The organism is Niallia sp. FSL W8-0954, from assembly GCF_038005605.1.
Lineage (GTDB): Bacteria > Bacillota > Bacilli > Bacillales > Cytobacillaceae > Niallia > Niallia circulans_A.
In genome coordinates, this window is record NZ_JBBOTN010000001.1 from 231,172 (window position 1) to 256,005 (window position 24,834).

General features: G+C 35.6%; 27 protein-coding genes and 1 riboswitch. Of the genes, 17 read left to right on the forward strand and 10 right to left on the reverse strand.

Features of this window, described 5'->3' with window-relative positions; translation table 11 throughout:
- Positions 1–170: 170 nt before the first annotated feature.
- A riboswitch (cyclic di-AMP (ydaO/yuaA leader) is annotated at positions 171–319 on the forward strand.
- Positions 320–440: 121 nt separating this feature from the next.
- Entirely contained in the window at positions 441–1,775 is a 1,335-nt protein-coding gene (locus NX902_RS01275; RefSeq protein ID WP_095331322.1) for a TrkH family potassium uptake protein, read from the forward strand.
- 43 nt (positions 1,776–1,818) lie between these two features.
- Here the strand turns inward: NX902_RS01275 and NX902_RS01280 are convergent, their stop codons facing one another.
- On the reverse strand, positions 1,819–2,199 hold the full coding sequence (locus NX902_RS01280; protein ID WP_095331320.1) for a DUF1634 domain-containing protein: 381 nt from the start codon (positions 2,197–2,199) through the stop codon (positions 1,819–1,821).
- Positions 2,199–3,041, reverse strand: coding sequence for a sulfite exporter TauE/SafE family protein (locus NX902_RS01285; protein ID WP_249879447.1), 843 nt, complete (start codon positions 3,039–3,041; stop codon positions 2,199–2,201). The genes NX902_RS01280 and NX902_RS01285 overlap by 1 nt, the downstream gene beginning before the upstream one ends.
- Before the next feature lie 428 nt (positions 3,042–3,469).
- Here NX902_RS01285 and NX902_RS01290 point away from each other — a divergent pair, with 428 nt between their 5' ends.
- On the forward strand, positions 3,470–4,105 hold the full coding sequence (locus NX902_RS01290) for a helix-turn-helix domain-containing protein (protein ID WP_249879446.1): 636 nt from the start codon (positions 3,470–3,472) through the stop codon (positions 4,103–4,105).
- A gap of 18 nt (positions 4,106–4,123) precedes the next feature.
- On the forward strand, positions 4,124–5,083 hold the full coding sequence (locus tag NX902_RS01295; RefSeq protein ID WP_341160503.1) for an LCP family protein: 960 nt from the start codon (positions 4,124–4,126) through the stop codon (positions 5,081–5,083).
- Positions 5,084–5,257: 174 nt separating this feature from the next.
- Here NX902_RS01295 and NX902_RS01300 read toward each other — a convergent pair whose 3' ends face one another.
- Entirely contained in the window at positions 5,258–6,418 is a 1,161-nt protein-coding gene (locus NX902_RS01300) for an IS110 family transposase (protein ID WP_341160504.1), read from the reverse strand.
- A gap of 874 nt (positions 6,419–7,292) precedes the next feature.
- On the opposite strand from NX902_RS01300, the gene NX902_RS01305 reads away from it, so the two are divergent.
- Positions 7,293–8,867, forward strand: a complete 1,575-nt coding sequence (locus tag NX902_RS01305; protein ID WP_341160505.1) for a hypothetical protein — start codon at positions 7,293–7,295, stop codon at positions 8,865–8,867.
- Between the two features lie 125 nt (positions 8,868–8,992).
- Positions 8,993–9,862, forward strand: coding sequence for an aminoglycoside 6-adenylyltransferase (locus NX902_RS01310; RefSeq protein ID WP_171509209.1), 870 nt, complete (start codon positions 8,993–8,995; stop codon positions 9,860–9,862).
- A gap of 55 nt (positions 9,863–9,917) precedes the next feature.
- On the opposite strand, the gene NX902_RS01315 is transcribed toward NX902_RS01310, so the two are convergent.
- A complete protein-coding gene (locus tag NX902_RS01315; RefSeq protein ID WP_171509210.1) occupies positions 9,918–10,394 on the reverse strand; it encodes a DsrE/DsrF/DrsH-like family protein in 477 nt (158 codons plus the stop codon).
- A 135-nt stretch (positions 10,395–10,529) separates the two neighbouring features.
- On the opposite strand from NX902_RS01315, the gene NX902_RS01320 reads away from it, so the two are divergent.
- A complete protein-coding gene (locus tag NX902_RS01320; protein ID WP_095331311.1) occupies positions 10,530–11,006 on the forward strand; it encodes a GNAT family N-acetyltransferase in 477 nt (158 codons plus the stop codon).
- A gap of 106 nt (positions 11,007–11,112) precedes the next feature.
- On the forward strand, positions 11,113–12,441 hold the full coding sequence (brnQ, locus tag NX902_RS01325; RefSeq protein ID WP_171509211.1) for a branched-chain amino acid transport system II carrier protein: 1,329 nt from the start codon (positions 11,113–11,115) through the stop codon (positions 12,439–12,441).
- 95 nt (positions 12,442–12,536) lie between these two features.
- Here brnQ and NX902_RS01330 read toward each other — a convergent pair whose 3' ends face one another.
- The 3 genes from NX902_RS01330 to NX902_RS01340 are packed head-to-tail and all read right to left on the reverse strand — an operon-like array spanning position 12,537 to position 14,430.
- A complete protein-coding gene (locus NX902_RS01330; protein WP_341160506.1) occupies positions 12,537–12,797 on the reverse strand; it encodes a WYL domain-containing protein in 261 nt (86 codons plus the stop codon).
- Between the two features lie 14 nt (positions 12,798–12,811).
- Positions 12,812–13,444 carry a helix-turn-helix transcriptional regulator gene (locus tag NX902_RS01335; RefSeq protein WP_341160507.1) on the reverse strand — a complete coding sequence of 211 codons (633 nt, stop codon included), beginning with the start codon at positions 13,442–13,444 and terminating at the stop codon, positions 12,812–12,814.
- Positions 13,445–13,497: 53 nt separating this feature from the next.
- Positions 13,498–14,430 carry an RNA polymerase sigma factor gene (locus tag NX902_RS01340; RefSeq protein ID WP_016201423.1) on the reverse strand — a complete coding sequence of 311 codons (933 nt, stop codon included), beginning with the start codon at positions 14,428–14,430 and terminating at the stop codon, positions 13,498–13,500.
- A 198-nt stretch (positions 14,431–14,628) separates the two neighbouring features.
- Here NX902_RS01340 and NX902_RS01345 point away from each other — a divergent pair, with 198 nt between their 5' ends.
- Both NX902_RS01345 and hflX read left to right on the forward strand, forming a co-directional pair.
- On the forward strand, positions 14,629–15,186 hold the full coding sequence (locus NX902_RS01345; RefSeq protein ID WP_095331368.1) for a DNA-3-methyladenine glycosylase I: 558 nt from the start codon (positions 14,629–14,631) through the stop codon (positions 15,184–15,186).
- A 528-nt stretch (positions 15,187–15,714) separates the two neighbouring features.
- Complete coding sequence (hflX, locus tag NX902_RS01350; RefSeq protein ID WP_095331366.1) at positions 15,715–16,971, forward strand: GTPase HflX; 1,257 nt, start codon at positions 15,715–15,717, stop codon at positions 16,969–16,971.
- 64 nt (positions 16,972–17,035) lie between these two features.
- On the opposite strand, the gene NX902_RS01355 is transcribed toward hflX, so the two are convergent.
- On the reverse strand, positions 17,036–18,160 hold the full coding sequence (locus NX902_RS01355; RefSeq protein ID WP_171509213.1) for a hypothetical protein: 1,125 nt from the start codon (positions 18,158–18,160) through the stop codon (positions 17,036–17,038).
- Positions 18,144–18,677 (reverse strand): sigma-70 family RNA polymerase sigma factor, encoded by a 534-nt coding sequence (locus tag NX902_RS01360; RefSeq protein ID WP_341160508.1) that lies wholly within the window; start codon positions 18,675–18,677, stop codon positions 18,144–18,146. The genes NX902_RS01355 and NX902_RS01360 overlap by 17 nt, the downstream gene beginning before the upstream one ends.
- A 140-nt stretch (positions 18,678–18,817) precedes the next feature.
- Between NX902_RS01360 and NX902_RS01365 the strand changes: the two genes are divergently transcribed.
- Positions 18,818–19,723: an NAD(P)/FAD-dependent oxidoreductase gene (locus NX902_RS01365; RefSeq protein ID WP_095331364.1), complete on the forward strand. Its 906-nt coding sequence runs from the start codon at positions 18,818–18,820 to the stop codon at positions 19,721–19,723.
- A gap of 73 nt (positions 19,724–19,796) precedes the next feature.
- Here NX902_RS01365 and NX902_RS01370 read toward each other — a convergent pair whose 3' ends face one another.
- Positions 19,797–20,954: an SAM-dependent methyltransferase gene (locus NX902_RS01370; protein WP_123260106.1), complete on the reverse strand. Its 1,158-nt coding sequence runs from the start codon at positions 20,952–20,954 to the stop codon at positions 19,797–19,799.
- Between the two features lie 174 nt (positions 20,955–21,128).
- Between NX902_RS01370 and NX902_RS01375 the strand changes: the two genes are divergently transcribed.
- From NX902_RS01375 to NX902_RS01405, 7 genes are all read left to right on the forward strand, one after another.
- Entirely contained in the window at positions 21,129–21,635 is a 507-nt protein-coding gene (locus NX902_RS01375; RefSeq protein WP_164463744.1) for a GNAT family N-acetyltransferase, read from the forward strand.
- Complete coding sequence (locus NX902_RS01380; protein ID WP_123260104.1) at positions 21,632–22,120, forward strand: GNAT family N-acetyltransferase; 489 nt, start codon at positions 21,632–21,634, stop codon at positions 22,118–22,120. The genes NX902_RS01375 and NX902_RS01380 overlap by 4 nt, the downstream gene beginning before the upstream one ends.
- A gap of 16 nt (positions 22,121–22,136) precedes the next feature.
- Positions 22,137–22,610 carry a GNAT family N-acetyltransferase gene (locus NX902_RS01385; protein WP_171509214.1) on the forward strand — a complete coding sequence of 158 codons (474 nt, stop codon included), beginning with the start codon at positions 22,137–22,139 and terminating at the stop codon, positions 22,608–22,610.
- Between the two features lie 97 nt (positions 22,611–22,707).
- On the forward strand, positions 22,708–23,154 hold the full coding sequence (locus NX902_RS01390; protein WP_016201414.1) for a MarR family winged helix-turn-helix transcriptional regulator: 447 nt from the start codon (positions 22,708–22,710) through the stop codon (positions 23,152–23,154).
- An 83-nt stretch (positions 23,155–23,237) separates the two neighbouring features.
- Positions 23,238–24,104: a permease gene (locus NX902_RS01395; protein ID WP_095331294.1), complete on the forward strand. Its 867-nt coding sequence runs from the start codon at positions 23,238–23,240 to the stop codon at positions 24,102–24,104.
- A 33-nt stretch (positions 24,105–24,137) separates the two neighbouring features.
- Complete coding sequence (locus NX902_RS01400; RefSeq protein WP_268877124.1) at positions 24,138–24,272, forward strand: hypothetical protein; 135 nt, start codon at positions 24,138–24,140, stop codon at positions 24,270–24,272.
- Positions 24,256–24,750, forward strand: coding sequence for a GNAT family N-acetyltransferase (locus NX902_RS01405; protein ID WP_123258730.1), 495 nt, complete (start codon positions 24,256–24,258; stop codon positions 24,748–24,750). The genes NX902_RS01400 and NX902_RS01405 overlap by 17 nt, the downstream gene beginning before the upstream one ends.
- Positions 24,751–24,834: the final 84 nt, after the last annotated feature.

Below are 24,834 nucleotides of genomic sequence, written 5' to 3' on the forward strand. Positions count from 1 at the left end.
TTCCGTTTAGATTTTTCCTAATCGTTTGTATGAAAAAAGCGTAAATATGCGTCATGATTAGAAAAAGGAAGAAGAAGAACGAGAATAGGTTCTTACTGCTTATTATTGCGCTAATTTTGTCCGAAATGGCTCTTTACAAATCTATATACAGAGGAGTAAGATACAAAAAAATAAGTATATCGCTGAATCCTCAACTAGAGGAACGGGGGACCCAATTTTTTGTGATAAAACACTTGGGGTGAATCCTTTTTGTAAAAGGTAGGGTTATTCTTAGACCCGAATCCGACTGCTAACTTCGTAAGCGTTTAAAGAAGGAGAATCGATACTTGTGTTCATGGATGGAAGATTAATGAACCACAGGGGGATACCTCTGTGGTTTTTAGTATGCCGATATTTTAGAGTTGGTAAGACTATGGTAACGGAAGGAAGAAGGGGAAAAAATGAGGTTTCCTAAGAAAAAGGATATAATTGCTTTAAATCCACCTCAGATTCTTATTTTTGTTTTTTTAGCTTTTACTTTGCTAGGGACAATGCTTTTGAAGATGCCCTTAGCTACAACAGGAACCATAACATGGACGGATGCTCTGTTTACGTCGACTTCTGCGATGACGGTTACAGGTTTGGCTGTTATTGATACGGGTGGTTCATTTACTTTGTTTGGAGAAATTGTAATTTTATGCTTAATCCAAGTTGGTGGATTAGGAATCATGACGTTTGCTGTTTTAATTTTTATGACATTGGGAAGAAAAATTGGCTTTAAAGAGCGGCTGTTGATCCAACAGGCTCTCGGTCAAACATCCATTGGCGGAATTATAAAATTGGCAAAACAGTTGTTCTTATTTTCTATTACTCTGGAGACTATTGCGGCAGTTCTTCTAGCGATTAGATGGGTTCCAGAAATGGGGTGGCAAAAAGGGGTCTATGCTGCTATATTTCACTCTATTTCCTCTTTTAATAATGCTGGATTTTCGATTTGGCCAGATAACTTATCTAGATATGTAGCAGATCCAGTCGTAAATATCGTTATTTCGCTTCTATTTATTATAGGAGGAATAGGTTTTACTGTTATATTTGATCTTTGGAAAAAATCAGAGTTTAAAAAACTAACCCTTCATACTAAGATAATGGTAGTTGGAACAATTGTAATTAATGTTGTTGCTGTGCTGCTCGTATTTGGCTTTGAATATGATAACCCTCAAACATTAGGAGATCTATCTTGGAGTGGTAAGATTCAAGCTGCTTATTTTCAAGGAGTGGTTCCAAGAACGGCAGGCTTCAATACAGTTGATATTGGAGGACTAAATGAATCTACTTTGTTTTTTATGATTTTGCTTATGTTTATTGGAGCAGGAAGCGGGTCTACTGGAGGAGGGATTAAATTAACAACTTTCCTTGCAATGGTATTTTCTGTTCTATCGTTTTTAAGAAACAAAGAGGATATTGTCATCTTTAATCGATCAATAGATGATCGAACAGTTGTTAAATCTTTAGCCATTACTATTATTAGTCTGTTTGTAATTTTTGTTGCCATTTTTATTTTAGACATAACTGAGAAAGACGCAAGATTCCTTGCTATTGTATTTGAAGTAGTATCTGCTTTTGGAACATCAGGATTGTCGATGGGGTTAACATCAACGTTAACGATGGCAGGGAAGTTTGTCATTGTCCTTGTTATGTTTGTTGGGAAAATTGGCCCTTTAACCTTGGCCTTCTCGTTAGCAAAACCAAATAAATCAAAGATTCGTTTTCCGAAAGAGGATATTTTAACAGGATGAATAATAAAGGGGACTGTTTTCAGGAAGAAAACAAGCCCCTTTTTTAAGAAGTATAACCAATTAAGAAACTGATAAATAATATTATTAATACTATGGCTGTTATTCCAACATATAACCAGTCCTTTTCTTTATAGAAAGCATAACAGGATATTCCAACTCTTAATACAGGGGTTAGGATTAAACAAAAGAGACCTAGCATAATAATGGCAAATGGTTTAAAGGCAGCAACCCCAATAAAAATATCTTTAAAATTAGTAGGGAACGTTTCCTTATAACCAGAGTTATTTGTAATCAAATAAGTAATAATGCCTACTAAAATAATCAGTGCAGAGACAAGAACCCCGAATCTAAGTATTTTTCCGATTGTTTCCTCAATAATGACTAATTCTTCTTCAGAAGTTTGTTCTTTTTTTTGTGCTTCCATTAAAATTTCACCCCAAACCCTTCAAATATCATTTGAACACCGATATAGCATAAAAGTGGAATAAAGAGAATTCGGATCCATTTTGCTGGTAATATTTGCATTACTTTTGCTCCAATTGTGGATCCAATTAATACCCCAATAGCAACGGGAGCAGCAACTTCTGGTAAGATAGAGCCGTTGAAAAATAATACAGTTGCACTTGCAGCAGCAGTAACTCCCATCATTAGGTTGCTAGTTGCGCTAGAAGGCTTGAGTGGCATTTTCATAAAGGTATCCAATGCCATTACTTTAAAGGCACCACTGCCAATCCCTAGTAACCCACTAGCCAATCCTGCCCCAAACATCACACTAAATCCTGCTGGGACTTTTTCGACTTGATAATCAATTTGTGTCTTTAGGCTTTTATCATAATATGTATTATTTAGTTTTAGCCTGTCCGATAAATAGTCAGGTTGTGCCTTTTTTAATACTTTTTCTCCTGAACGGAGCTTTTGTACCATATTGATCGCTGAGTAAAGTAAGAAAGAACCAAATAAAATAAACATAAGAGTTGGCGAGAGAATGCCTACTAAAATTGCTCCTATGATCGCTCCAGCAGTAGTAGCGATCTCTAAAAACATGGCTACGCGAATATTGAGCATTCGATCCCTTAAGTATGCTACTGCTGAACCTGAACTTGTTGCAATAACTGATATTATACTTGCTCCAATCGCATGGTGGATATCAAACCCAAATCCTAGTGTTAGAACTGGAGTAAGAATAATCCCTCCGCCTATTCCGAGGATAGAGCCCAGAAGCCCGGCAAAAATACAAATAAAAAGAAGTAAAATGAAAGTTAGCATTACATAGCCTCCTAGTGAATAAGGTAATGTCTTAATCATAGTGATGAATCTCTACATAAAAGAATCAAATGAAAAACGATAAATAAGTCGTACTTAAGAATTAGAATGATAGTTTGAAAGAAAGAAAAAATTTGTTGTAGGTTATTTGAACCATACTATTACGTTGACGATATGTCAACATCTTTATTTGTTCTAATCAACTAATAATTAATAATTAATAAATAGACAAATTTATGACGCTTATGTGTTTATTTTAGACCATCGATTGCAAGAGTATAGGATAGAAATATTGATAGGGAATAGATAATAGAAAACGAATTGTTTGTTGACAAAAAAACAACAGTTCGTTATTTTAGTAATATATCATCTGTTAATACCACAAAGTCCATATATATATGAATAAGAAAAAGATAGGAGCTTAATCTAATATGAGTGACACCAATGAGATTGGATTATTATTAAAAAATCTTTTGAAGAAAAACGCTATTTCAATGAGAAAGCTAAGTGTGTTAACGAATATTGACACAGCTACAATCTCTCGAATAATTAACGGCAAAAGAAGACCAACCCCAGAACATATTCAAAAATTTGCAAAATTTTTTGATTATCCTGTAGATAAAATGTTTACAGCGGCCGGTTATTTACCTTCAGAAGCATCAACTCAATCAGAGGATATCTTCGATTCTATCGAATCCATTCAAAGTGAATTATTCTCTTCTAACCACTATAAGGAGACCTTTTCTATCAAAGAAGTGCAAGAGCAGCTTCAAAAATATAATCATTATGCATTGACTGATGAAGGAAAGGGATTAGTAGCCGATAAATTTGCAGAAAAAGTGCAAAAAGTAGAAGGGGTAGGACCATTCATACAACAACTAAAAGAGTATTATCAACGTTTTTCCAACAAAAAAGGAAATATTACGGAATTAGCTGTTATGGGAGCCGCTCTTATCTACTTTATAATTTCCGTTGATGTTATTCCGGATTACATTTTCCCAATCGGATATTTAGATGATGCGGTAGCAATTAAGATTTCGGCTAAGCTTTTGCCTGCAAAGGGTTAGAGAATAAGGAGATATAGAATGGAAAATAATATGAGAGTAAAAAGGAAAAAAGGAATAAGGTGGAAGAGGGTTTTTGGCTTTGCTATTCTTATTTTTGCTTTAGCCGTTTTTTATTCTGTTTATCAATATAATAAAGGCTTAAAACAAGCAACCCAAACAAAAGGGAATAATAAAATAGAAAGTAGTTTTAAAGACTTTGAGGGACCTGAGCCACAATATGGAGAAATTAATATTATGTTGTTAGGAAGTGATTCGCGAGGAGAGGAACATGCTAGAACGGATACACTAATGATTGTTCATTATAATCAAAATACACATAAAATGAAAATAGCCTCTATTATGAGGGACATATATGTAAATATTCCGGAAATAGGATATCAAAAAATGAATGCGGCATTTGCTTATGGTGGACCTGAATTAGTAAGAAAAACCTTAAAAGAGAACTTTGGTATTGATATTAATTATTATGCGATTGCAGATTTTGAAGGCTTTTCCAAAATCGTAGATATAGTAGCTCCTAAAGGAATTGAAGTTGATATTCCATATGAGATGTCATATGGGATTGGTATGACATTACATCCAGGGAAACAAGTATTACATGGCGATCAGTTATTAGGTTATGTCCGCTTTCGCCATGACCGATTAAGTGATTTTGGCAGGGTGGAGAGACAGCAGGAAGCAATAGAAAAGCTGAAAGAACAAGCAGTTAGTATGCACAGCGTAGTGAATTTACCAAAAATCCTAGGTACTGTTACGCCTTATATTCAAACAAACTTAGATACACCTACAATATTGTCGATAACAAAAGGGTTAAATAAATCAGACGATTTGGACCGTATTAGAATTCCAGTTCAGAACTCCTATGAAAATGATACGGTTAATGTGGGAGCAGTATTAAAAATAGACATGGATGAAAACGCAAGAGTATTAAATGAATTTTTAGATGATGGACTTGTAGAAGGAAAGGCAGGTAATTAATCAAATAAATCTTCCTTTGCTGATGGCTATGCTTTTCTATAGTCTTAGTTTAGTAACAAGAGACTAACTATATAAAGTCAAGCAGTAAATAGAACAAGTTAATCGTTTTTTAAAATAGAAATGTAGGCATGACAAAGAAGCCTTATAATGGCCTTATTTAAAAAATAGGGGTTATTATAAGGCTTCTTTATATGGTTCTTCTTTTCGAAGTAAATGAAAGATAACCCTTATTAGTTTCTTAGCTAAATGACTAATCACCACATTATAATGTTTTCCCTCTGCTTGCTTCTTTTTATAATATCTTTTAAATGTTGGGGAATAGATGGCAACCAATCGTGCTGCGTGATACATGGCCCACCGCAAATAGGGAGAGCCGCGTTTAACCATCTGTCCCTTCCCTTTCCCTTCTCCAGATTCATAAATGGATGGCTCCATTCCCGCAAAAGCCAATAACTGACTAGAGGTCTTAAAGTTATGTATATCTCCTATTTCTGCTAGGATAATACTACCGAGTTGATAAGATATTCCGGGAATGGTTACGATTGGCGAATCGAGTATATCCATTATTTCCTGAATACGTTTATCAACTTTTTTTATTTGTTTTTCATACAAGTATAGCTGTTCAATCGTCTGAATTAATTCTAATTCTGCCACTTCAGAATGGTATCCAATGCTTTCGTTTGCTAATTGTTGTAGTTTTGAGGCTGACAATTGACTATTATTTGCACCTAAAAGGGAAGAAAGTGTCTTTAAATGAGCTGCAGCTATTTTCTTTGGACTTGGGTATTTTTTTAATATCTTTATCATATAAGCGGAATGTCTCACTTGCCCATATGTCGCCAACTCGGGAAAACCTTTTTCCAATATCCGTGTATATTGGGTTTTCAGAAACGATTGATGTTTTCCCATTCTTCGCCTGTGCCGGGTTAATTCTTTCAGTTCCATAGAAGTTTGATTTTGCTTTTTTTCTCTTTTTTCCCAATCCACCATCAGCTTTTTGGCAATCATTAAAGCATCGATCTTATCGGTTTTGGTTTTTCTCAAGGTATGTACCTTAGAAAATTCTTTGATTAAGATAGGGTTATAACAATAAGTTAGATACCTATTCTTTCTTAAAAATTGTAGAAGAGGAAGAGAATAGTGGCCTGTATCTTCCAGTGCTACTTGGCATTCTTGCGCTGTCTCTGTTTGAATATGGCTAAGAATTTCATGAAGTTTTTGAAATCCTAAATAATTATTCTGTATGACCAAGTTGTCGCGATAAATTTCCCCTCCATCATCAAGAATGGCTATCTGATGTTTCTGTTTAGCTACATCAATCCCCACATAAATCATGAATAATTCCTTCTTTCTAAAATATATTACGCTGTGCTTTCAAGCCACGCACTCCTTGTTCTGTATCCTTGTACGAAATCAAACGTCTAGCGTTATCTAACTAATTAACAGATAAACAAAGAGCTGTGGTTAGAGTCTCTATAAAACCAGTTACTATAAAAGTACTGTAGGGTGAGTTACTAATCCACAGCGTTGCTTTTAGTATAAAAAACTATACTAAAAAAAGCACTAGAGGTAGCGAACCTCATGTGCTTAATATACAAGGGTGAGACATAAGTATTTCAATCCAATATAACCCCGAACAATTATACGTACATATTAGAAAATATTCGTATAATTATTTGAGGTTTTTATTTATTAAGAAAAAAGGTTTGTGATAATTACCCGCAGACTGAATACACTTCGCTTTCCATGGGGCGAGCGCCAAGCCTCCTCGTTCCTGCGGGGTCTTGGACTTTCTCGCAGCTCCCATAGGAGTCTACGTGTATTCAGTCTGCTCTGTTTTTTCCTAGTAATTTTAGTTTGCTTAAAAACTAAATAAGCTTTAAAAAAGAGTGAAATGGAACGAATTGATTTCATTTCATCACTGAATTAGAGATTGTTCGTCTTTATCCAATATATATTATGTTTTTTCCCACCCTCTTGTTTTAACTGATAATAAGTTTTACTAGAATAATATTTTTTGGTGGAACAAGAGATTTGAATGGTGAAACACTTTTTTTATGCTTGCAGATTTCCCTATATAGTTTGTGTACAACGAGAGTGAGAAAAGAAAATTAATAGAATTCCCTAGCATATTTTGTCAGAAAATATGCTATTATTATTTTATTCATAATACAAAGAGAACTTATTTAAAACACTATGGGGGAATAAGATGAAGACCTGGGTACTACAGAAATTATATTGGATCATACCAGGGGTGCTGATTTTATTAGGACTGTTTTTATTATTTGTTGAAAATTTTTCCAATGTGACGGCGCAACCAGATCCAGATTGGAGCAGAGGATTGTTAGTTGGACAATCTGAAGTAAGTAAACTGCCGGCAATCAAGGAAACGGAGGATGGGCATTACTTGTTCTCCTTCTTTCAGGAAAATAAATTAAAGACGGCTATCATGACCAATGATTTTCGGATTGAGGCAGAGAAATATTATGATATACCTGCAGACAAATGGACACAAATATATCAGGGAAAAGACGAGCTTATTTATTTTGATTATAAAAATATTTTTGACCAAGATAAAACACAATTAGTTGCGGATGTTGCGGAGTTTTTTCCGCTCGAGAAAATCATTCTTTATATAAAAGAAAATAAGCTTTTTCAATTAAATCCTGAAACCAAACAAACGTCGGAAATTATGGATATTGATCTAGAAAAGGAAAAGTTAGCGGTAGAGGAAAATGCGGATGGCGTTCACCTTCTGTTATTTGCAAAGAAGAAGGGCAATGTTGATCTTGCTTTATCTCGAGTCCAAGATGGGAAAGTTAACCACCTATATGAAACAAAGATAAAGGTTGATCCTGGGAAAATAGTAAATGGCATATCTTTTACGTTTGAAGATCAAAAACTGGCGTTATTGCTTCAAGAGGAATTAGAATTAACGCAAGGGAAACCAGAGTTTTTTAACTATTATGCAGAAATTGATATTACAAAAGGACAAGAGGCTGCGCAATATGAGTTAACGTTCCAAGACCCTGCAAGGGAGAATGGAGAGTTAACAGAAATTTCGGATGTTGCCTTTACCTTTAGGGATGGAAAGCCGCGTCTGCTATTTAAGGCGAATGGTTATACAGAAACGAAATATAATGAAAAGACTGGCTTCAATATTTATGAATCGGAAATAGGCGAAAACGGAAGTACCAAGACGGAGCGACGCAGCAATACAGCCGCGATATCGACGATTCCACAATGGTTAGATGAAGATATGATTGCATGGATGGATTTACATGGAGATGACAATAAAGTCTATGTTTCTTCTAATGAACTTACAAAAATAAACAAGCAAATAAAACATTCTTCTGAGGATTGGCTGCAGGCATTAGGCAAGACATTTGGAATGATTTCCACCTCTTTTTTCGCTTTTGCACTTTCCTTTATATGGTTATTGTGGCCAATAGCATTTGTTATCTTTATGTATCTATTTTTTAGTAGAAAGGTTGATTACAATCCACCTTGGATTTTCTATACTGGCATTGGAATCTATTTAATCGCAGCGGTTATATGGAAGGATCGTTTCTTTGTTCCGAATATACTTGCAACCGCACCTAAGTACCTAACATTTACGGGCAGTACTTATTTTTATCTGTTATTATTTGCGGTTATTTCCTATTTTTTATCCATATTAACAAAACGTATCAATGAATGGACAGGTACACCGAGGATTATCTATTTTGTGGGTGTACACATTATCTTGTTAACTGTATATTTTGGTCCGTATATTATTTATTAGAAAGGAGAGGTTTTTATGAACTTATTAGAGGGATTTTTATAACGAGATTACAGCAGGATTCGTGCCCCTCCAATTATAAATAGAAGAATAGAATCATATAAATAATTTATAATTGGAGGGATAGTATGAGAACAGAGAAGCAAATGTTAGATTTAGTGTTAAAAGTGGCAAATCAGGATAATAGAGTAAGAGCTGTTTGCATGAATGGCTCGAGAACAAATCCAACAGTACCAAAGGATGCTTTTCAGGATTTTGATATTGTTTATTTAGTAGATAATATGGAATCTTTTTTGAATGAGCCTAACTGGATTGATGTTTTTGGGGAACGAATCATTATGCAAACCCCAGAGGATTCCACGCTTTTTCCCGCAGAGCTAGGTGGAAGATTTTCTTATCTTATGCTATTTACGGATGGGAACCGCATAGACTTAACCCTTGTTCCGCTGGAGGAAAAGAACAAGTATTGTCAGGAGGATGGGTTGACGGTGATTCTATTAGATAAAGACAATAGTCTCCCTTATATGCCCCCTAGTACAGATAAAGATTATTGGGTGAAAAAGCCAGCTGCCGAACAATTTTCTGACTGCTGTAACGAATTTTGGTGGGTCTCGACCTATGTGGTTAAAGGGTTATGGAGGCAAGAAATTCTTTATGCGATTGACCATATGAATACCATAAGAGCGATGTTGTTAAAAATGTTGGAATGGAAGGTTGGCATGGAAACAGATTTTTCCCTTAGCATAGGAAAAAACAGTAAGTACTTAAAGCAGTATATCGATGATGATACGTGGGAAAGGCTCATGTATACTTATCCGAGTGGAGATTATAATCGAGTCTGGGAATCGTTATTTTCTATGACATCATTATTTGAGAAAATCGGATTAGAAGTTGGCAGAAAGATGGGATTTCTTTACCCTTTCGAAGAGGCGGAAAGGGTGAAAGCCTATTTACACCATGTTCGTCAATTGAATCCTAATGCAACAGAGGTATATTAAAGGTAATAGGCGGTTTTTATGCATCAGCAGAGACCGCCTTTTGATATGGGAAGCTTTAAATAAAAAGCTGAATATCTGATTTTAAAGCATCTTTAAGATAAACCTTGGCGTCGACAATTTCGACTTCAGGATAAAACTCTTCTTGCTTAAATCCAAGTATATCAACTGATAATTTGCAGGCAAGAAACTTAACGTGTTTTTTTCTTGCCCCTTTTAAGAAAGCTATAAGTGGTGGGGCCTCTTCCTCCTCAAGCATTTCCTTCATCATTATTTTACCTAGACCAGCATAATTCATTTTGGATAAAGGAAGCTGCTCTACGTCTTTAGGTTGGAAGGTAGTAAACATTTTTTCATAGAAGGACTTACCTTCCAAATCGATTTTTTCGGGGTCGCGAAGTAATAAAAGCCCCCAAAAAGTGAAAAACATGGTTACTTCCACATCTATTTCCCGGGCACTATTAGCTAGAATTAAACCAGCCATTGCTTTATCGTAGTCCCCGCTAAACATTAATACGTTTAACTTTTGTTCCATGGGAAAATTCCTTTCTTGTTTTAGAATATCTTTAGCTTTCATCAAATTGTTTTGGATATACGAATTTCACTATATTGTCATTTTTACGGAAGAGATTAGAAAAAAGCGAATATAATAGGAAGGTGATGAGCAGTCATGCTATTTCGAAAATTTACAGCAAATGATTTTGAGTTGTATTACCAATTAGTTTCTAATGAGCGAGTGATGGCCCAGATTACAGAAAGAGCTATTCCGTTAGAAGAGGCAAAGATTGACTTTGAAAAACTATTAATCCGCAATGACAAGAATCAGCTCTTTGGATCCTATGCTTTTTTTCAACCAGACTCAGAAGTATTTATCGGGCTTGGCCATGTGACTTTAACGGAGCAAGAGCTTGCTGAAGCAGAGCTTGGCTATATGCTTTTGCCAGAACATTGGGGGAAGGGATATGGCGGTATGGTTGCGGATAGATTAATGTCATTAGTGAAACAAACAGATCTAAAGGTAATAAAGGCAATTATAGATCCTGCTAATATAGCCTCGAGAAAAATATTAGTGAGTAAAGGATTTACTTCGGCATGGATTGGAGAAATAGAAGGCCTGCCAGGAGAGATTTTGAAGAAAGTTCTCTAATAGTCTAGAAGGTATTATGTGAAAATTCATTTAAAAAGTTGTTGTGTACTTTTAAACGTTCCCGTATTATCTAATTTATATGTATTTATAAAGGAGTATTAGATTTATGCAATCAAGAATTTCTTTTTCAACTTATGCTCTAATTGGGACGATGCTTTTTGGTATGTTTTTTGGAGCGGGAAATTTAATTTTTCCTATTCAGCTTGGACAGCTTGCGGGAACAAACTTTTGGCTTGCGCTAGCAGGCTTTTTAGTAACGGCGATTGGGCTTCCTTTTCTCGGTATATTAGCAATTGGATTATCAGGAAGCAATGGTCTGCGCGAGCTTTCAAGTCGCGTTCATCCAGTATTCGGATTTCTCTTTTCGTTATTTCTATATTTAACGATTGGTCCATTCTTTGCTATTCCACGTACAGCGACAGTTCCATTTGCAATAGGGATTGAGCCGTTTGTCACGAATAGCCATATTGCTTTATTTTTAGCTATTTTTAGTTTTCTTTTCTTTTTACTGGTTTACTATTTTTCCTTAAATCCGGCAAAGATTATGGATGTGATCGGGAAATATCTGACTCCTGCTTTTCTGCTGTTTTTATTTTTATTAATAATAGTAAGTATTGTTCGCCCGATGGGGAGCTTTCAAGAGCCACAGGGAGCATATCTAAATAATGCTTTTATGACAGGGTTTAAAGAAGGATATAACACCATGGATGCTCTAGCATCTCTTGCCTTTGGGATAGTGGTGATTAATGCTATCAAAGGGAAGGGAATTATGGACGTAAAGAGTATTGCAAAAACGACATGGAAATCAGGAATATTTGCCATGCTGCTAATGATGCTTATCTACGGATTTATCACTTATATGGGTTCTTCTAGTGTACAAGCTGTAGGAACTTTTGAAAATGGCGGACTTATCTTTGCTGCAGTAGCTAAGCATTATTTTGGTCCTTTTGGCGGCATTTTGCTTGCGGTTATCATTGTGCTTGCCTGTTTAAAAACAAGTATTGGATTAATAACGTCTTGTAGTGAATTTTTTCATGAAGTATTTCCGAAGATTGGCTATAAGACTTTTGTGCTTAGTCTATGTGTTGTTTCTTTCTTATTTGCCAATTTAGGCTTAAATAAAATTATACTATTTGCAGTACCTGTGCTCATGTTCTTATACCCTTTAGCAATTGTGCTTATCATACTTGCTCTTTTTTCGCGATTATTCAAAGGCAAGCAAAGTGTGTACCTAACGGCAATGGTGCTAACATTCTTTGTGAGTATATTGGATGGCTATCAAGCACTTGTAAAAAGCATCCCAGAAGCTAAGCTTGGCTTTTTTGAGGAGATTGGGCATTTTTACGAGAATATTCTCCCCTTTTACGAAATAGGGTTAGGCTGGATTTTACCTGCCCTTATTGGTGCGGTGATTGGATATCTCATTCGTAAATAGTACGCAGAGGGCGGTTCTCCTGCATTCCTTAGAGGAAGCGGGAGAATCGTCTTTTTTGTTTAGTAGTCAATAAATCAAAGAAATTAATGGCAAAGTCAATATTGATTTATCATCTGCTGAATTCTCCTTTTTATTTCCTTTCTTATGTCTGTAGGTTCGATTACTTCTAAATAATTTCCATAGGATAATAGGTAGCTGTATAACCATTCCCCTTTTATATGAGAGGTGGAAATGATATGATAACCATCCTTTTCTTTGGAAATATCCTTTTCCTCAAATTCAACATAAATCCGATAACTGGCTCTGGAACTAATTCTGAGCACTAAGTCTGCCCATTCTAAATAATCCCCATCCAAAGAATCATTTAAAATTAATTCTTCCGTTTTTTTATGTTGTCATAAATTTCATTAGTTAAAGTTATATTAGACATACGATTTATTTTAAAAGTTCTATTCGCCGATTTTTCTAGGCAAAAACCTTCTAAATACCAGGCTTTATCCTTAAACAATAATTTTTCCGCAAGAATTCGCCGTAAGCTCTTTTCCCCATTCGAATTGATATAGTGAAAAGAGAGGACATGACGCTCTAGAATGGCTTGTCTAAAAAGAGAGAAGTATTCCTTTCTTTTTGTATCACTGCCCCATGATGAAAAATCTACCTCAATCCACTTAGTTTCGCTTTTTTGAAATAGATGACTTAGTTTCGCTAAAATATCGCTTGTATCTGGATAATTAGTGGCAGATAGACTTTGCAGGGAAAATAGTATTTCATCCTGCTCTTTGTCTAAAAGGAGTGATTTGTTGAGTACAAACTGATCCATCAAGGTAATTCCGCCTCCTTTACCTTGCATTGTATAAATAGGAATGCCAGACTCCGTAAGGACTTCAATATCGCGGTATATAGTTCGCACAGAAACTTCAAGTTTATCGGCTAGTTCGTTAGCCGTGATCATTTTTCTTTCTAGCAAAATATAGATAATTTGAAACAGTCTACTTATTTTCATGGAAAGCCTCCTTATTTGAGGAATATAAGAGAAACAGAAGAACTGTCCCTCTGTCACCATTTTAATGGTGGTTTATCTAATTGAGCTTCTATTCCTAATTCTTCGGCTGCTGCTAAAATAAATTCTTTGCGGAAGAAGTAGCTTTGGTGGCTGACGATTTTGCCATTCTCGATTTCTTGTATTTGAATATCGTGAATTTTTAATTGCCCATCGATTTCTGCTAATACAATAATAACAGGTTTTCCCCATAAGATTTTTGACATTGCTGTATGTCCGGGTAATCCGTAGATGAGAGAGCCGTTACGCATTTCGTCTTTGGAATACTCTTGGAAGCCAAGGAAAGCTTCATTTTGAGCATAATCACTATAAAGACGTAACATCTTATCTAAATTTCCTTCATTGAATGCCTGCAGGTAAGCTTGAATAGTTTCTTTTTGTGCAAAATTAGCTTCTGTATATGTTTCAGAATTAGAAAAGTCTAAGGATTTAATTTTTTTTCGAGCGCGTTGAACGGAAGAATAGACCCCGCCTGGAGTACTTTTTACAATTCCTGCAACTTCTTCGGCGCTAAAATGAAAAACATCTAGAAGAAGAAAAGCAGCTGTTTGTTTAGGCGTTAAATTTGATTCCAAAGAAAGTAGAATCTCTTCTAAGAGTAGATGATCTGTAAAAGCAACGGAAGGGGTTGGAATATCTTCTAAGATTCCAATCTCTCTTTTCCTTTTTCTACACTGATCAATCCAAGTATTTGTCGCGATTCGAAAAAGATAGTTCTTTTTATCTGTAATCTCATGCCACCTTTGTGGAACCATTCCAAATGATTTAATAATTGTATCTTGAAATAAATCTTCTCCATCCCAAGGGGAACCTGTAACATATTTACAATAGTTCCATAAGGATTCGGAGTAGGATGAAATCATTTCTTCCAATTCATTTAATAATTTTCTTGATTCCTCTGTAAAATGCTTAGTGAACATTTTTTTCATTATTTTACCTCCTAAAGTCTTTTCCTATATATAACGGCTAGGTAGAATAAAATTATACGGGTAAATCTATTTTTTTAGTTAAGTGTATCATCCAAAGAAAAGAGAAGCGAGAAGTGGTATCAAAATATGACATACTGTTGTCAGGTTAATTGGATTATACTAAAGAATAAGAATAATTTATTTAAAGAGGATGGTTTGATGGAAACTAGATGTGCCTGGGCAAATTCCAGTGATTTAATGCGAGAATATCATGATAAAGAGTGGTGTATTCCAAGTCATAATGATCGATATTTGTTTGAAATGCTTGTACTAGAGGGAGCACAAGCTGGATTGTCTTGGTCAATCATTTTAAAAAAGCGAGAAGCATACAAAAAGGCCTTTCATGATTTCGATTTAGAATACTGTGCAAACCTAACAGAAACAGAGTTGGAAAATATCCGAATTAATACAGAGGTTGTGAAACATCCGTTAAAGATTAAATCAGTTAAAAGCAATGCCTTAGCAATGATAGAAATACAGAAAGAATACGGAAGTTTTGCTGAATTTTTATGGTCTTATGTAGATGGAAAACCAATCATATCAAATTGGCAGTATGACAACGAAATACCAGCGCAAACTGACCTATCAAAGAAGGTCAGCAAAGATTTGAAAAAAAGAGGGTTTAAGTTTGTAGGACCTATAACTATCTATTCCTATCTACAAGCAGTCGGAATAGTCAACGACCACATAACTAGCTGTGCTTTTCATAAAGAATAAAGGAAATCGAGGAAGTTCTCCTGTTTCTGAAAGTATTTCAAGCTTTTAAACAAACTGGATAGGGATCTTACAAAAAGTATATAGGGAAGCTTGACTAAACCAGCGCTTTTCTTTTAGGAAAAATATTCAGCAGAAAACAGAAGAATTGCCCCTCTACTTCCCATTTATGGTATAATAATGTTAATTAGATGAATGGAGGGTTGCTTTAAGATGTGGAATTCTATCTCGATTGTATACTTTATGTAACTAATTTTATAGTACTTAAAGGCTCTGCCTGTGTGTAGAGTAATCGGGATTAGTTTGCCTATTTTTAAAAGCAACCTTTCATTAACGTTATTTATAATGATGTGGTGTAAAAGGGGAGAATTATGCTCTCTTTTTATTAAAATGGAATAATATTTTCTTTAGAAACCCATTTTAGGCTTAGGGTTTACTTTAAATAAATACTATTCCTCTTTCTTATTCCGATTGCTTTACACACAGGTGACCACCTGTGTGTTTTTTTATGAACAGAATGGAGGAACAGGAATGGAAGGAAAACAAAAAGCGATAGTAGTAGGCGTTCATTATGATCAGAAAGAAGACTTTGCTAATTCAATGGAAGAGCTAATTCAATTGGCAGAAGCTTGTGATATAGAAGTAGTGGGAGAGATAACGCAGAAGTTGGATCGGGTTCATTCTGCACACTATATTGGGAAAGGGAAACTGCAGGAGTTAACTGCATTGCTTGCGGAGAAGGACGTACAGGCTGTTCTTTTCAATGATGAGCTGTCTCCTTCCCAAGTTCGTAATTTAGAAGAAGCAACAGATTGCCGAATCATTGACAGGACAGTATTGATTTTAGATATATTTGCTCAAAGAGCGAAGACAAAAGAAGCGATGCTCCAAGTTGAAATCGCAAAATTGCAATATATGCTGCCTCGATTAGCTGGTTTAGGAGAATCACTAGGTCGTCAGGGAGGAGGATCTGGCCTTATAAATAGAGGGTCAGGGGAAACGAAGCTTGAATTGGATCGAAGACGGATTGAAGACAGAATTAGTCGCTTGCATAAAGAATTAGATACGCTTGTGGTCCAACGTAAAAACCAGCGAAAGATGCGAAAAAAGAAAGAGTTGCCAAGTATTGCACTCGTTGGCTATACGAATGCTGGGAAGTCGACTTTAATGAATGTGCTGCTTGAAAAATATCATGCTGCAACAGAGAAAATGGTGTTTGAAAAGAATATGCTCTTTGCAACCCTTGAAACATCAGTGCGCAATATTACATTACCAAATAATAAATCCTTTTTATTAACAGATACAGTTGGGTTTATTAGTAAATTACCGCACCAATTAGTAAAAGCATTCAGGTCGACCTTGGAGGAAGTGGCGGAAGCTGATTTGCTTATTCATGTCGTTGACTACTCTAATCCAAATTATCAAGAGCAAATCAATGTGACTAATAAGACTTTAAAAGAACTTAACGCGGAAAATATCCCAGCTATCTATGCTTTTAATAAGATAGATTTAGCAGCAGGAGATACATCGATGGCAGGAACAGATGGAGTTTACCTTTCTGCTAAAAAGCAAATAGGAATAAATGAACTAGTGGAAGCTATTTCTAAAAATGTCTTTAAGCAGTATATTTCCTGTGAAATGACTATCCCGTATGATAAAGGGAATGTACTATCCTATTTGACGGAAAAGGCAAATATCCTTTCAACAGAATATAAGGAAGAAGGCATATTCCTATCCATCGAATGCAAAGAAGAAGACTATAATCGTTATCGAGAATATGTAATATAAAATACGCAGAGGAACGTTCTACGCTTCTATTTTGAAAAAGAAAGCGCAAGAGCCGTCCCTCTGCTCATTCTACATCCTGCAAGTACATAGAAAAATCTGCTGCCTCTCCGTTTACTATTAAGGATCCATCATCGGTGAAACGGGGCATGAGTAGGCGTTCTTTTATATTATTAAATATGGGTAGTTCCTTTAAATTTTCCGTTTCTAATTGATATAGTTTAACTGTATCTGTATTTTTTTCCACTACACTTAATGCAACGTAATTTTTATAGACAGCATAAGTAGTAAAGGGTGGTGTGGGGATTTCATGAAATACTCCATTAGTGAGATCGATATACCCTAAAATAGATGGGCTCTCATCCTCATTTGAAAAAGCTGCATATATTTTATTATTTATTAAAGTAACGTTTTCCGCTGCTTTATAGGGAACGCTATAATTCCCAACTTGTTTTAGGTTGGTTAGATTATAGACAAAAAACTCCGTTTTATTTCTGTTATTTGATTTAAACTGCTCAGGAATAACAAGTAAATTACGATCTAAATCAGCTTTGCTGTTTCTGGCAATTCCCGTGAAACCATGAATGCTAGTTTCCTTAAATGTTGATAAATTTAACTGCTTATATCCAGAAGTATCATCATAAATTAATGTATTTCCTTTCAATTGAACATCTCCTATAATGTCCTTTTTATATTCTTTCTGTGAGAGTGTTTTTCGATTTTTAATAAAAAGCTTATTATTTTTTTCTCCCCACACAAGCCAATGCGCATTTGCTGTCAGTGCATATATATCAATGTTTGCACCAGATTCGACAAGTACTTGCTGTGAGTGCGATGTGAGGGAATAAGAATAAATGCTTTTTTTATCAGCATAAATCAATTCGTTCGTTTCCTTTATATAGAAAGAATGGATTAAAGATGAATAATCAACATTTGGTATAGTTACTTTTTCCATCGGTGTATGAAAAGAAGAGTGTGTTGAAAGCCGGTTTACTAGAGAAGGACTAATTAAAATAAGGAGAAGACTAATAATGGCAACTACACTGCATATTGGACGGAATATTCGTTTTCTCTGACTAATGTTTTGCATTTGCTGGTTTGCATTTCGTAAAATCCTTTGTTTGTTTTCTTCGGAAAGGGTGATATCCGCTGGGATTATTTCATCAAATAATTGTTTAATGTTCTTCGGCACGATTTATCTCCTCCTCACTCATTGTTAGTTGTGCTTTCTTCCGTCCTCTCGCTAGTCTAGTTTTAACCGTATTGCTGGAACAGTTTAATATCTCGCTGATTTCCTGTGTAGATAATTCACCATAGTAATATAACCATAAGACTTCCTTATACTTTATTGGTAGTTTATTAAGTAAGTCGGCAAGATAATTTTTACTTTCCTGTTTTAAATAGGCTTCTTCGGGTGTTTCTTTATGGATCAGAAAAGTGTTCTTAATCTTCGAAACTTCGACTTTTCGAAAAGCCCAGCTTTTAAAGTAGTTTCGGCATTCATTTACCGTTATACGATATAAATATGTTTTCACACTAGATCGACCTTCAAATTGATCAAGCTGCAAATAATAACGAATAAACACATCCTGCACAATGTCCTCTGCTTTTTCCCTATCTTTCACAAGGGCGTAGGCAAGTCGGGATAAATAATGACCATATGTATCCATCGCGTTTGTAAGCAATTTATCTCTTTCTTGCTTCTCCACAGTCCCCTCTCCTTTCTACCTACAGATTAGACAAAACAAACAGACGAACGGTTTCTCTTTTTTACAAATTTATTCTAGCACTACGAAGGCAACGTCGTTCATATACTTAAAATAGAAGGAAAAAGGGGGAATCTATGGAGATGAATATTCTTGATTGTATAGTTATTGGTGGTGGTCCAGCTGGAATGAGTGCTGCGCTGACACTAGGGAGAGCGAGAAGAAGTGTGGCTATCTTTGATGATGGAACGAATAGAAATAGAGTAAGTCATGAATCACATGGCTTTCTAACAAGAGATGGAATAAGTCCACAGATGTTTAAGGAATTAGGGATGAATGATTTAATGAACTATCCGAGCATTTTTCCCTATAAGGATACGGTAACGGAAATAGAAAAGTTAAGAGGGGCAGAAGTGTTTCTGGTTAAAACGAAAAAACATAAAGAATATTTAGCAGAGAAAATTATTTTAGCGACTGGTGTACAAGAGATTATTCCGATTCCAAATGCGAGACAATATTATGGGAAAAGCCTTTTTAGCTGCCCATACTGCGATGGCTGGGAGCTAAGAGATCAAGCTCTTCTTATTATTGCTTACACGGAAGCACAAGCATTACATATGGGAAGGTTAGTTTATAATTGGTCGAAGGATTTAGTGATAGCAACAAATGGTGCAGCGATTTCTCCAACTACAAAAGAAATATTCCTCAAGCGGAATGTTCCAATCGTTACCGAACCAATAAAGAGCTTAATAGGCGAAAATGGGTATCTTCAGCAAGTTGTGTTTACATCAGGAAGGCAGATTGCTAGAACGGGGGGCTTCGTTTCTCCTTCTTATTATCGCTCCAATCAGTTTGTGGAGCAGCTAAGATTAGATGTCTATGAAAATGGAGTGTTAGTAACAGATGGATCAGGGAGAACATCCAAAAAAAATGTTTATGTTGCCGGAGAAACCGAAAAGGAAGGGGCATCATCCTTACTGTTTGCTGCTGCGGATGGAAGCAAAGTAGCTATAGCTGTAAATACAGATCTTATGCTGGAAAGATTTTAAAGGAATCAAAGGGCTGGTTCTTATGCTTCTGTTGTTTAAAAAAGGGAAGTGTAATAACCTTCCCCCTGATTCTTTATCCTCTCGTCATTGGTAACGAATTACTGCTTTTCTTAACCAATAAATATTGAATAACATCAATGTTGCTGGCTTTAAAGGAAGCGGCACAAGCCTGCAAATACAAGTCCCACATGCGGATAAAGCGTTCATCCTTTGTTTTCCTGATTTCCTCTAGGTTAGCGATAAAGTTAGCATGCCATATTTCTAATGTTTTTTGATAATGGCGACGAAGGCTTTCTAAGTCTACTAATTGGAGATTTTCAGCTGTCATATGGCTGACTAGCTCTGCGACTCCAGGGATATAGCCTCCAGGAAAAATATATTTATTGATCCAAGCATTAGTTGCGCCACCTTGTTGACGTGAAATTCCATGAATTAAGGCTGCCCCATCGTCTTTTAGCAATTGATGTACCTGGTGGAAATAGGCTTGAAGATTTTCCTTACCTACATGTTCAAACATCCCTACACTAGTGATGCGGTCAAAGTTCCTATCCTTTAAATCACGATAATCCATTAAATAGACGGTTATGCTTTCCGATAATCCTTTTTCCTTAGCTAGTTGGGTCACATAATCATACTGTTCTTGGCTCAAAGTAATGCCGGTTGCCTTCACCTGATAATCTTTAACCGCAGTAAAAATAAGATTCCCCCATCCACAGCCAATGTCTAAGAGATGCTGGCCCGGAGATAGATTTAATTTTTTTAAAATATGATCCACCTTATTTTGCTGTGCGGTTTCTAATGTGTCTTCTGGATTTTTGAAATAGGCACAGGAATAAGTCATGGAACGGTCTAGCCATAGTTTATAAAAGTCATTGCCGATATCGTAATGATTTTGGATATCTTCTTTACTTCGCGCTTTCGTATGAGATTGTTTGGGAACAAATTTCCTAAACTTATTATTTTGCATAAAGCTAGATGCATTTTCATAGGCAGACGCAATTAAATCCTCGATACTTCCTTTTATTTCAATCTTCCCGTTCATGTATGCTTCTCCTAAAGCTAATGATGCGTTATTATGAATGTCTTTAATACGAATAGGCTTTCTAAAAATAAGCTCTATGGCAGGATCGCCGTTACCATAAACAGCTGATTTTCCATCCCAATAAGTAACCTTCACTGGAATGGTGAAGGAATTGCTTAGAATAGTTTTATATATAGATTTCTCGAACACACCATTCACCTCTTACTCTTATGTTATATGTATAATTTTACCTCTATTCCATGAAATATGTGTTCGATATGCTCAAACGAGAAAATGGACATTTATAAGGGAAATTATCCCCATATAAGAGTGAAAATGGTAAAATAGAGACGAGCATCATGATAGGAAAGAGGTGGAATGAAATTGCGATTTATAACGGCAAGAGCCAATATGCTAGAAGAAGTTAATGATATATATATCAAATGCAGAGAAAATCTAATTAAGCATGATATTTTCCAATGGGATGATCATTATCCTAATAGAGGTTATTTCCAGGACTGCATGGAAAACAAGATGCTATTCGTTTTATTAGAAGAGGATAAGATAGTGGGACATGTGGTATTAAATGAATGGCAAACAGAGGAATGGCAGTCCATTCCATGGAATGGAAATAATCCTTTGATTATTCACTCTCTCATGCTTAATCCCCGTTACCAAGGAAAAGGCATAGGAGCAATCATGGTCCAGCATATGGAGGAATATGCTCTTGCCAAAGGATATGATAGCATCCGATTAGATGTATTTTCAGGAAACCCTCAAGCTTTAAAGTTATATAAAAAGCATGGTTATATAGAAAAAGGAGAGGTTTTCTTTGCCTCTAAGCCTATTGGGCATCAAAAATATCTTTGTATGGAGAAGGAACTGAGATGAATATTACTGCGATTACTGAAACCAACCGTGAAAAAGTAAAATTATTTTTCCAATCTCATTGGGGAAGCCCCGAAATGGTCCTTTCTACAGGCATCTATGATTGCAGTGCTTTAGATGGATTTATTGCCTTGAATAAAGAAGGGGAAATGATTGGTTTAATAACCTACATTTTAAGAGATACGGAGTGTGAAATTATCTCTTTAGACAGTATCGAAGAAGGAAGGGGCGTTGGAACAAAGCTTTTACAAACTGTTGAACGAACAGCCAAACAAGCCCCATGTGATCAGGTCAAAATAATTACAACAAATGATAATTTATTAGCCTTAAAGTTTTACCAAAAAAGGGGCTATTGTTTAGCAGAATTGCTTAAAGACGCAGTAAAAGAAGCTAGAAAGATTAAACCAGAAATCCCTTTCCTCGGAAACGATGGTATTCCTATTAGAGATGAAGTGGTGCTAGTGAAAAATCTATCAACAACAAAGTAAATGGAAGGTGAAGATAGTGCCTATATCATTGGAATTTTATGAAGAAAAATATAAGCGGCAATTAGAAGAATATCTTTTATCGGATGAACAGCTATATTATACAAGTACGCCGCTTGATGCTTTAGAGAAATGTTTAACGGAAGAGGATCGTCATCCTATTGTTATCTTAAATGATGGGATGGTTGCGGGTTTTTTTGTCCTTCATGGATGGGAGGGAGTAAAATCGTATAGTGACAATAAAGAAGCTATTCTTATGCGAGCTTATTCTATTCAGCATTCGTTTCAGGGGCAAGGGATAGGCGGGAAATCAATGGAACAATTAGTTCCCTTTGTGAAAAAGCATTTTCCTGCGAAAAAGGAAGTAATCTTGGCTGTGAATGTAAAAAATACTAGAGCACAATATGTTTATCAGAAAGCAGGATTTGCTGAGACAGGAAGAAGAGTAATGGGACCAAAAGGAGAACAAATTATTCTCAGCAGAAAAGTGTAAGTAGGACTGTTTAAAAAAACAGTCTGAATTAAATAGTTGCAAAATGCAAATAATAGGATATAATAAAAGTAACTTCATAAAGAAAAGGGGAAAAGGGATGGAAAATATCCGTGAGATTTTACAAATTACGATGAGAAGATTTGGTGTACTTGATAAAAATTGTTGTTCTGTTGGAAAAACAGAAATATCGCTTGTCCAAAGTCATATTTTATATGAAATTGATAAGAGAAGTAATCCGTCAATGCAAGAAATAGCGGAGCTTATTGGAATGGATATTACCACCTTTAGCCGGCAAATTCAATCTTTAGTAAAAATGGAATTAGTGAATAAGCAACAATCAATGAACGACAAGAGAGTATACGTACTCCAATTAACAATGCAAGGAAAAGCGATTGCGACTTCTATTGATACCCAAATGAATCAATATTTAGAAGAAGTTCTCTCCTTTATGTCAGACTTTGAAAGAGAAACGGTAATACGGTCGTTAAAGTTATTAAATAGTTCCATGGCAAAAAGCAATATGTGTTGTCACCCGGTTAAGTGATGGAAAAAAGCTATGTTAGATTTCCTTCTTAATATAGCTCTGATATAATACTTGTATTTTGCAAATAATAGGAGGCTTTTAAGATGTGGTATGAAGTGTTGAAAAATTTCGCATGGTTAGTAATCGAATTAACTGTTCTGTTTGTGGTTGTATCTTTCATTGTTAACCTGCTGCAAGGATTTATTCGCTATAACAAAGTGGAGATGTGGATGAAGGAGGCTCCACCTATTGTTAGTGCGCTGATTGCAGTAGTCTTTGCTTTTATTACCCCTTTTTGTTCCTGTTCTACCATACCGGTTGTGGTGAATTTATTAAAAAATAAAATCCGGTTTAGCACCGTTATGATTTTTTTATTTACTTCTCCCGTTCTTGATCCAACTATTTTAACTGTAATGGCTGTTCTAATGGGATGGAAAGTAGCTCTCACATATACGGCAATTACAACGATACTTTCAGTTATACTTGGCTTTGTATTAGAGAAATGGGGGTTTGAAAAAGAAGTAAAAAATGTCATCATCAAAAATGCGTCTCAAGCAGAGAAGGGATTTAGCTTGAAAAATACAGTTTCTGAAATTTTAACATTAATGAAAACTGTTTACCCTTTTTTGTTAATAGGAGCAGGTATTGGAGCAGTGATAGGAGGAATCGTGCCAACAGAGTTTGTAGCAACCTACTTAGGCGGAGAGAAGTGGTGGTTGATTCCAATCGCAGCCATTATTGGTATTCCTTTATATATTCGGTTATCATCTATGATTCCGATTTCCCAGATTCTTATTGCGAAGGGGATGGCGCTCGGACCAGTCATGGCAATGATGATCAGCTCAGCAGGAGCAAGTCTCCCAGAGCTAAGCTTATTAAATAGCATCTTTAAGCGGAAATTAGTGTTCGCGTTTATTTTATCGGTTATTTCGATGTCCACGATTTCAGGATTTTTGTTTTATTTTATCTAAAAGGAAAACAATTAGCAGGAGGAATGATTTATTATGAATATTTTAAAAAAAATAATGAAAAAAGAGCAGAAAAATGATTGTTGTACCATTATGATAGAAGAAGTAGGAAAGAAAAAAGATGGCTGTTGTGTCGTGAAGGAGGAGAAGGAGGATGAGCGTAAAGGTTGAGAAGATTTCGGAGAAATACTGGGAAGCAATCGCAGCTATTTATAGATTAGGGATACAATCAAGACAAGCAACATTTGAGACAGATGTTCCCACTTGGGAAAAATGGAGCAATAATAAAGATTTAACTGCTAGCCTAGTCCTATTAGATAAAGAAACGCATAGAGTGATTGGTTGGGCTGCTATCAGCAAAGTATCGAACCGTTGTGTATATCAAGGGGTTGGGGAGCACAGTGTGTATATACATCCAGCTTATCATCGCAAAGGATATGGGAAACTTTTATTAGAAAAATTAATTGAACATTCTGAACAAAGTGGTTATTGGACACTGCAATCAGGCATATTTCCAGAAAATAAAGCAAGCATCTATCTTCATAAGAGCTGTGGCTTTAGAGAAGTCGGCATTCGAGAGAAAATTGGCAAGCTAGATGGTGAGTGGAGAGATATAGTATTGGTGGAAAGAAGAAGTAGGAAATTCTAATTGTAATCCGAGAAAGTGATAGATGCTTTCTTGGATTTTTTTAGTTGGGTAGTAAATACAATAAATCTCTAAAGAAAGTCTCTT